At 59.9% G+C, this 317-nt stretch carries 1 protein-coding gene; it reads right to left on the bottom strand.

Translation table 11 applies throughout. The annotated features are described in order from the left end of the window. A partial coding sequence (locus E5Q11_RS17465) for an SDR family NAD(P)-dependent oxidoreductase (RefSeq protein WP_135804716.1) occupies positions 1-317 on the bottom strand: 317 nt, incomplete at both ends.

Here is a 317-nt window from a genome sequence, read left to right as displayed (position 1 = left end):
GGGGGCAACGCAATTTGCAGTAATACCCCGGTTCGACATTTCCTTGGCAAGGCTTCGGGTAAACCCTTCGACACCGGCCTTGGCCGCGCAGTAATTCGCCTGGCCCGGGCTCCCCATGCCGGCAACCACCGAGCTCACGTTAATAATGCGTCCCCAGCGCGCCTTGGCCATACCCCGAAGCACTGCCTTGCTGGTCCGGTAGACACTGGACAGATTGGTCTCCCTCACCGAAGACCAGTCCTCATCTTTCAGTCGCATCAACCGGTTATCGCGGGTAATACCCGCATTGTTAACCAGAATCGCCGGCGCGCCCGCCT

The sequence above is a fragment of the Marinobacter confluentis genome (assembly GCF_004785685.1).
GTDB lineage: Bacteria > Pseudomonadota > Gammaproteobacteria > Pseudomonadales > Oleiphilaceae > Marinobacter > Marinobacter confluentis.
Note: the sequence above shows the minus strand (reverse complement) of the source record. Positions and strands in the feature narration are given on the sequence as shown.